At 46.9% G+C, this 7296-nt stretch carries 12 protein-coding genes; all 12 read left to right on the top strand.

All coding sequences use genetic code 11. The features are described 5' to 3' along the window. Window positions 1-281: 281 nt before the first annotated feature. The 12 genes from infA (at window position 282) to panD (ending at window position 7155) form a co-directional block, all read left to right on the top strand. On the top strand, window positions 282-500 hold the full coding sequence (infA, locus tag Q0369_RS05900; RefSeq protein ID WP_005869854.1) for a translation initiation factor IF-1: 219 nt from the start codon (window positions 282-284) through the stop codon (window positions 498-500). 172 nt (window positions 501-672) lie between these two features. Beyond that, window positions 673-786, top strand: coding sequence for a 50S ribosomal protein L36 (rpmJ, locus tag Q0369_RS05905; protein ID WP_005869855.1), 114 nt, complete (start codon window positions 673-675; stop codon window positions 784-786). A gap of 3 nt (window positions 787-789) precedes the next feature. Next, a complete protein-coding gene (rpsM, locus tag Q0369_RS05910; protein WP_005869856.1) occupies window positions 790-1158 on the top strand; it encodes a 30S ribosomal protein S13 in 369 nt (122 codons plus the stop codon). A 10-nt stretch (window positions 1159-1168) separates the two neighbouring features. Beyond that, window positions 1169-1561 (top strand): 30S ribosomal protein S11, encoded by a 393-nt coding sequence (gene rpsK, locus Q0369_RS05915; RefSeq protein ID WP_005869857.1) that lies wholly within the window; start codon window positions 1169-1171, stop codon window positions 1559-1561. Between the two features lie 18 nt (window positions 1562-1579). Continuing rightward, window positions 1580-2206, top strand: coding sequence for a 30S ribosomal protein S4 (rpsD, locus tag Q0369_RS05920; RefSeq protein WP_005869858.1), 627 nt, complete (start codon window positions 1580-1582; stop codon window positions 2204-2206). Between the two features lie 11 nt (window positions 2207-2217). Further along, window positions 2218-3243: a DNA-directed RNA polymerase subunit alpha gene (locus tag Q0369_RS05925; protein ID WP_177387178.1), complete on the top strand. Its 1026-nt coding sequence runs from the start codon at window positions 2218-2220 to the stop codon at window positions 3241-3243. Continuing rightward, the gene (rplQ, locus tag Q0369_RS05930) at window positions 3244-3600 is read left to right on the top strand and encodes a 50S ribosomal protein L17 (protein WP_005869862.1); all 357 of its coding nucleotides are present in this window, start codon (window positions 3244-3246) and stop codon (window positions 3598-3600) included. A gap of 30 nt (window positions 3601-3630) precedes the next feature. After that, window positions 3631-4191: a L,D-transpeptidase family protein gene (locus tag Q0369_RS05935; protein ID WP_298097296.1), complete on the top strand. Its 561-nt coding sequence runs from the start codon at window positions 3631-3633 to the stop codon at window positions 4189-4191. Window positions 4192-4698: 507 nt separating this feature from the next. Beyond that, the gene (locus Q0369_RS05940) at window positions 4699-4965 is read left to right on the top strand and encodes a NifU family protein (RefSeq protein ID WP_298097299.1); all 267 of its coding nucleotides are present in this window, start codon (window positions 4699-4701) and stop codon (window positions 4963-4965) included. Continuing rightward, entirely contained in the window at window positions 4955-5503 is a 549-nt protein-coding gene (locus Q0369_RS05945) for a histidine kinase (protein WP_298097302.1), read from the top strand. The genes Q0369_RS05940 and Q0369_RS05945 overlap by 11 nt, the downstream gene beginning before the upstream one ends. Next, complete coding sequence (locus tag Q0369_RS05950) at window positions 5481-6791, top strand: UDP-N-acetylmuramoyl-L-alanyl-D-glutamate--2,6-diaminopimelate ligase (RefSeq protein WP_298097305.1); 1311 nt, start codon at window positions 5481-5483, stop codon at window positions 6789-6791. The genes Q0369_RS05945 and Q0369_RS05950 overlap by 23 nt, the downstream gene beginning before the upstream one ends. Window positions 6792-6807: 16 nt before the next feature. Next, window positions 6808-7155 (top strand): aspartate 1-decarboxylase, encoded by a 348-nt coding sequence (gene panD, locus Q0369_RS05955; RefSeq protein ID WP_298097308.1) that lies wholly within the window; start codon window positions 6808-6810, stop codon window positions 7153-7155. Window positions 7156-7296: the final 141 nt, after the last annotated feature.

Consider the following 7296-nt stretch of genomic DNA (forward strand, 5'->3'; position numbering starts at 1 on the left):
ATCAGCATCCCAAGCGAGCCGGAGCTCGTGCGCATGCTGCTTGCGCGGTCATCCTCCACGTTTGAGCTTCGTCTGCCGTCTTGCCATTTCATATTTTTCCTTTAAAATTTTTGAGCCATTATACTAAAATTTTAAAAAGAGCGCCGCCTTGCTTTTGTAAAAACAGTGCGTGCGTAGCGAAATAAATCTGAAATTTTGCTTATTTTAAATTTCTTTTAAGCTGTTTAAAATTTTAAATTCTATATAATCGCCCTTTTTAAATTTAAAAGAAAGGAGAATTTGTGGCAAAAGACGACGTCATAGAGATCGACGGTAACGTCATAGAAGCGCTGCCGAACGCGACTTTTAAGGTCGAGCTCGATAACAAACACGTGATTTTATGTCATATCGCCGGCAAGATGCGGATGCACTACATCAAGATAATGCCCGGCGATCGCGTAAAAGTCGAGTTGACCCCTTATAGCCTCGATAAAGGCAGGATCACCTACCGCTATAAGTAAGGATAAAGTTAAATTTAGATATACTCGCTATTTTGCGACTAAACTGTAGGAAGAAGTGTTTTCAAAATCCCCACTATTTTGAAAACAGTTGGTTTGATACTTTCGCTTTTGAAATTTCATTAAACCTAGGTGCAGTTTGCATTTAAAGTGGAGAAAATTTTAGGAGAGTGGAATGAAAGTTCGTCCATCCGTTAAGAAAATGTGCGACAAATGTAAAATTGTCAAGCGCAAAGGTGTTGTTCACGTTATTTGTGAAAATCCAAAACATAAACAAAGACAAGGATAAGTTATGGCTCGTATCGCAGGTGTAGATCTACCAAAGAAAAAAAGGATTGAATACGGACTAACTTATATCTACGGTATAGGTTTATTTACGTCGAGAAAAATTCTCGATGCGGCAGGAATTTCTTACGATAAAAGAGTCGCCGATCTGAGCGAAGATGAAGCCGCCGCTATCAGAAAAGAGATCCAAGAACACTATATGGTCGAAGGTGATCTTCGCAAACAAGTGGCTATGGATATAAAAGCGCTTATGGACTTGGGCGGCTATCGCGGCTTAAGACACAGAAAGGGCCTTCCTGTTCGCGGTCAAAAAACAAAAACGAACGCTAGAACTAGAAAAGGCAAACGTAAAACCGTTGGCGCGGCAGCTAAATAAGGATTGAGATATGGCACAAAAAAAAGTAGTTAAGAAAAAAACCGTCAGAAAAAATATCGCCAAAGGCATAGTTTACATCTCCGCTACGTTTAACAACACTATGATTACCGTAACAGACGAGATGGGCAACGCGATCGCGTGGAGCAGTGCGGGCGCTTTAAATTTTAAAGGCAGCAAAAAATCCACCCCTTATGCGGCGCAGCAAGCCGTCGAGGACGCGCTAAGCAAAGCCAAAGAGCACGGCATCAAAGAGGTAGGCGTCAAGGTTCAGGGTCCGGGAAGCGGACGCGAGACCGCCGTTAAAAGCGTAGGTAGCGTAGAAGGGATTAAAGTTACATATTTCAAAGATATCACTCCTCTTGCGCACAACGGTTGCAGACCGCCTAAACGACGTCGCGTGTAATTATAAAAGGAGAAATTTATGGCTAGATATACAGGACCGGTTGAAAAATTAGAAAGAAGGCTCGGCGTCGATCTATTTATGAAAGGTGAGAGAAGACTTGCGGGCAAGAGCGCGCTTTTAAAACGCCCTTACGCTCCGGGTCAGCACGGACAAAGACGCGCTAAACTAAGCGAATACGGCTCACAGCTTCGCGAGAAACAAAAGGCTAAATTTATGTACGGCGTAAGCGAGAAGCAGTTCCGCAGACTATTTGCCGAAGCGGCTCGTAGAGAGGGTAACACCGGAGCGATCTTGGTTCAGCTTTTAGAGCAAAGGCTAGATAACGTCGTTTATCGCATGGGATTTGCTACGACTAGACGCTTTGCGCGCCAGCTAGTTACGCACGGACACATTTTAGTGGACGGCAAGCGCGTCGATATCCCTTCATACAGCGTCCGCGCAGGACAAAAGATCGAAGTGATCGAAAAGAGCAAAAATAACCCGCAAATTTCAAGAGCGCTGGATCTTACTGCACAGACCGGCATCGTAGCGTGGGTCGACGTAGAAAAAGAGAAAAGATACGGAATTTTTTCTAGAGTTCCGGAGAGAGAAGAAGTTGTTATTCCTGTAGAGGAAAGATTTATCGTAGAGCTTTACTCGAAATAGTAGGTGCTAATATGAGAAAAATCACAACATCAGCTCATATGCCAACTGAAATAAAGGTTGAGAATGTCAGCGAAAATGTTGCTAAAATCATAGCATATCCCTTTGAAACGGGATATGCCGTCACTCTAGCTCATCCTTTACGAAGGTTACTTTATACGAGCACGGTCGGTTTCGCGCCGACTGCGGTTAAAATCGAAGGCGTAAGCCACGAATTCGACAGCATGCGCGGTATGCTCGAGGATATGGCGGCTTTTATCATAAATTTAAAGGGCTTAAGGTTTAAAATCAAGGGCGATTCCCTACGCGAAGTCGTAGAATACAGCTTTAAAGGACCTAAAGAAATTTACGGCAGCGACCTAAATAACGACGCCGTAGAGATCGTAAATCCAAGCGCCTATCTGGCTACGATAAACGAGGATGCCGATCTTAAATTTACGCTCATCATCGAAAAGGGTATCGGCTACGTCCCAAGCGAAGAGATCAGAGAAAATTTAGACGCTGATTTTATCGCGCTGGATGCATTTTTTACCCCGGTAACCAAGGCCGTTTACGATATCGAAAACGTATTTGTAGAGGATAATCCCGACTACGAGAAGGTGGTCTTTACGATTACTACCGACGGTCAGATCAGCGCGATAGATGCGTTTAAAAACGCGCTTGAGGCGATGTATCAGCAGCTGGCGGTTTTCAAAGGTATCGTAAATATCAGCGCTGCCGATACTTTCGGTAGAGCTATCCCTGCAAATTCCGAGTTTGCAAAGCTTTTTGAGAGCGTTAGCAATCTAAGCTTAAGCGCACGAAGCTTCAACTGCCTGGATCGCGCAGATATTAGATTTATCGGCGAGCTTGCGATCATGGAGGAGAGCGAGCTTAAAGACCTTAAAAATTTAGGCAAAAAATCGCTCGAGGAGATCAAGGCTGTTATGGAGGAGATCGGTTATCCTATCGGCAACCAAGAGCTCGGCGATAAAAAAGAGCAGCTAAAACGCAAGCTTGATGAGCTGAAGGCTCAAAGACAAAAGAATGAAGGACAATAAATGAGACATAACCACGGATATAGGAAGCTAGGGCGCACTTCGTCTCACCGTGCCGCCCTGCTTAAAAATTTAACCATCGCTTTAGTTACTAGCGGCAAGATCGAAACCACGCTTCCTAAAGCCAAAGAGCTAAGAAGCTATGCCGAGAAGCTGATCACTCGCGCGCGCAAGGGCGACAGCGAGGCGCATAGATTTGTTTTCGCGGCGCTTCAGGATAAAGCTGCGACAAATAAGCTAGTCACCGAGATCGCTCCAAAATACGCGGGCGTAAACGGCGGCTACACTCGCATCATCAAAACTCGCCTTCGCAAGGGCGACGCCGCAGAGATGGCTTACATCGAGCTAATCAGCAAATAAAATTTCGGGATCACTCCCGAAATTTCTTCTATGAAATTTAAAATTTTACTTCCGCTTGTTATCGTCGCTGCGGGCCTAGCGTGGGCATTGGACAATTATCTCAGCTATAAAAATATCGAAACGATCAACTCCGAAATTCCGCTAAAGCAGGCATTGGACGGCGAGCAAATTTCTAAAATCCGCGTCTATAAATCCAAACGAATTCTTGAAATTTTGACCTCAAAAGGCGTCGCGAAAAGCTACAAAATCGCCCTCGGACGCGAGCCTGAAGGACATAAAGAAATTCAAGGCGACGGCAAAACCCCGGAGGGCAACTACACCATAAACGGCAAAAATCCAAACTCAGCGTATCATCTAAATTTAGGCATCTCTTATCCGAACAAAGCTGACGTAGCGCACGCAAAATCCCTCGGCAAGAGCGCAGGCGGCGATATCAAAATCCACGGGCTACCGAACAAATTTAGCTACCTAGGGCAGAGTATCGCGGCGTTCGGCGACTGGACGGAGGGCTGCATAGCGCTCGTCAATGACGATATGGACGAGCTTTTTGAGCACGTAAAAATCGGCACGCCGATAGAAATTTTGCCGTGATTGCACGCGCCTGCGCTAAAATTTCACAGCCGCAATCGATATAAACATAGCGTAAATTTCATCTACGAGCTTTAAAATAATATCCACCGCCCAGACTTTCGTAGTTGCAAAATTTGCGATTAAAAGCAGGATTGTTTTTCTAAAAATTTAATCGTATCGGCGCCTGTTCTAATTAAATTTAGGCAGTTTGCTTTAAATTTCTTTCCCGCTCAAGCAAAATTTCATCCCAAATTTAGCCCCCGACCGGGCTAAAATTTCATCCCAAATTTATAGCGCAAATAGTCTAAATTTAAATATATGCAGGCCTGATAATTCGCGGGCTTCGTCCTTACCGAATCGATAAAATTTTAAAATCGCGGCTCGCCGTTCGCGGCGTATAAAATTCTTTGCGAGCCATTACGCAAAATCCGCGTCCTCGCGCAAAATTTCAGATTAAATTTCATCCCCGATAAGCCTTTTTTTATCGCTTTTGGATATAATGCGCCAAAATCAAAACAAGGAATTTTAATGATACCATTTACAGACGAAGAGCTTCTAGCCCCGGTACAGGATAGCTTGGAGCTAATCCGACCGATGCTGCAAAACGACGGCGGCGATATGAAGCTTTTAGGCATAAAAAATGGCGTCGTCTATGTCCGCCTTACCGGGCATTGCCACGGCTGCGCTGCAAGTGCGCAGACCCTAAAATACGGCGTCGAGCGCCAGCTTCGCATGGATATCCACCCCGAGCTTAGCGTCGTAAGCGTCCCCGAAGGCGAAGAGTTTGAATTATAAAAAGCTGGGGCTAAAAGCCTTTTCGCGCGGAGAATTTGAGCTTGCGAAGCTGTATTTTTCGCTCGCCTACGAAAAAAGCGGCGAGGAGGAAATTCTATTTTTGCTTGAGCTTTGCCAGACCGCGCTGGCAGACCGCGAAGAAGCGCTTATGCTCTTTGATTTTTACAACCTTAGCCCCAAAACTCAAACCGCGGAGCTTTTTAAAATTTTAAATTCCATCAACGAAAAAATCGCGAACGAAGCAGCCTCAGAACCCGGCGCCGAGGATGAGATCGCCGTTATCGCCTATGCCGATTTTATGCGAGCGGTAGGTCAAAAGGGCTTTAAAGACGCCTTCGAATCGATCATTTTTTCCTCCAAAATCGCTATTTCGGACAAAAGTGAGATGATAGAATTTTTAGAAAATTTGATAGAAAACGGCTACTACGAAATGGGGCTTAATTACGTCGAGAGCTCGGCTGCTGCGTACGCAGGCGATGAGCGCTTCGAAGCGTTGATGCAAAAAATCAAAAATCATGAAAATACGACTCGAAAATAGCTTTATCACCGATAACTCCGCCGAGTGCGAGGTGGGCTGCTTTTTTATGCGCACGGACGCGAACGCTAAATTCCAAGCCGAAGCGGCGCAAAAAGGTGCGCAGATCATCTCTATCGCGCAAGCAAAGGAACTTTTAAATATTAATCCGCACATCAAAATCGTAGGCATCACCGGCACGAACGGCAAGACCACGACCGCGGCGGCGATCTATTCGACGCTGCTGGATCTGGGCTTTAGCTGCGGCTTAAGCGGTACGCGCGGCGCCTTTATAAATGAGCGCAGGATCGACGAAAAGGGGCTTACGACGAGCTCAGTTTTAAAGACGATGAGCTATCTTTATGAAGCCAGCAAGCAGGGCTGCGAGTATTTCGTTATGGAGGTAAGCTCGCACGCAATCGCACAGAACCGCATCCAGGGGCTAAATTTTGCGCTTAAAATTTTTACGAATTTGAGCCAAGATCATCTCGATTATCACGGCAGCATGCAAGAATACGCGGCAGTCAAGAGTTCGTTTTTCGCAGACGACGCGCCAAAGCTCATAAACGCCGACGATGGGCATATTAAATTTAACCCTGCAAACGCCCTTACCTACGGCATCAAAAACGCCGCGAGCTTCGGCGTAAGCGGATACGGGCTAAAGGGCGGCATCGACGCGCTCCTGCGTACTCCAAACGGCGATAATGCGCAGCTGCAAAGCGATCTGATCGGCGAGTTTAATCTCTACAACCTTACCGCGGCGTTTGCGGCGGTTAAAATTCTGACCAAGCTGCCGAATAAAAAGATCGCAAAAGCCCTGGCAAACTTCGGCGGCGTCGAGGGTCGCGTGCAGATCGTAAATAAAAACCCGCTTGTGATCGTCGATTTCGCTCATACCCCAGACGGTATCGAAAAGGTGCTAAACGCGCTGCGCGCAAGCGGCGAGATCATCGCGGTTTTTGGCGCGGGAGGCGATCGCGACCACGGCAAGCGTCCGAAAATGGGCGCCATCGCGGAGCACTTTGCTAAAATCTGTATCGTTACGAGCGATAACCCGCGCAGCGAGGATCCAGACGAGATCATCGAACAAATTTGCGCCGGCATGCGCCGAAAAGATAAAATTTTAAAGATCGCGGATCGCAAAGAGGCGATCGCGCGCGCGCTAGATCTTGCCAAAAACGGCGAGATGATCGCTATTTTAGGCAAGGGCGACGAGACCTACCAGGAGATCAAGGGCGTGAAGCACCCCTTCAGCGACAAGCAGGTCGTGAGTGAGCTCGTCGCGGCGCGAGGCGGGTCAAATTTAGACTAAATTTAAAGGACAGCCGATGAAAATCGAAATTTTATCAAGCAAAATCCACCGCGCGTGTGTGACGGACGCCAACCTCAACTACGTGGGCTCGGTCACGATCGGACCCGAGCTCATCGAGGCTGCGGGGCTTTGCGAATACCAAAAAGTCGAGATCCTAAACGTCAATAACGGCGAGCGCTTCGCTACCTACGTGATCCGCGGCGAGAAAAAGGGCGAGATCTGCCTAAACGGCGCGGCCGCGCGCAAAGTCTGCGTCGGCGACATCGTCATCATCGTAGCTTACGCACAAATGAGCGCCAAAAAAGCGAAAGATTTTGAGCCAAAAATCGTACAGGTAAACGAGAAAAACGAGATCGTAAAATAACATGGCACCGCGCCTCGATGGGCTTTTCGCCTCGCCGCAGCACTACGAAAAATACAAAGCGCGGCTGGGTAAAAAACTAGCCGAGTTTCGCTTCGGCTTTATGAGCGACGCAAAATGGCGCAAGCTCTTTTCGGCGATCTG

The sequence above is a fragment of the uncultured Campylobacter sp. genome (genome assembly GCF_938030685.1).
In the GTDB taxonomy this organism is placed as follows: domain Bacteria; phylum Campylobacterota; class Campylobacteria; order Campylobacterales; family Campylobacteraceae; genus Campylobacter_B.

Coding starts and splice junctions, on each gene's coding strand:
- rpmJ (WP_005869855.1), top strand. CDS start 673: ATGAAAGTTCGTCCATCCGTTAAGAAAATGTGCGACAAATGTAAAATT.
- rpsM (WP_005869856.1), top strand. CDS start 790: ATGGCTCGTATCGCAGGTGTAGATCTACCAAAGAAAAAAAGGATTGAA.
- rpsK (WP_005869857.1), top strand. CDS start 1,169: ATGGCACAAAAAAAAGTAGTTAAGAAAAAAACCGTCAGAAAAAATATC.
- rpsD (WP_005869858.1), top strand. CDS start 1,580: ATGGCTAGATATACAGGACCGGTTGAAAAATTAGAAAGAAGGCTCGGC.
- Q0369_RS05925 (WP_177387178.1), top strand. CDS start 2,218: ATGAGAAAAATCACAACATCAGCTCATATGCCAACTGAAATAAAGGTT.
- rplQ (WP_005869862.1), top strand. CDS start 3,244: ATGAGACATAACCACGGATATAGGAAGCTAGGGCGCACTTCGTCTCAC.
- Q0369_RS05935 (WP_298097296.1), top strand. CDS start 3,631: ATGAAATTTAAAATTTTACTTCCGCTTGTTATCGTCGCTGCGGGCCTA.
- Q0369_RS05940 (WP_298097299.1), top strand. CDS start 4,699: ATGATACCATTTACAGACGAAGAGCTTCTAGCCCCGGTACAGGATAGC.
- Q0369_RS05950 (WP_298097305.1), top strand. CDS start 5,481: ATGAAAATACGACTCGAAAATAGCTTTATCACCGATAACTCCGCCGAG.
- panD (WP_298097308.1), top strand. CDS start 6,808: ATGAAAATCGAAATTTTATCAAGCAAAATCCACCGCGCGTGTGTGACG.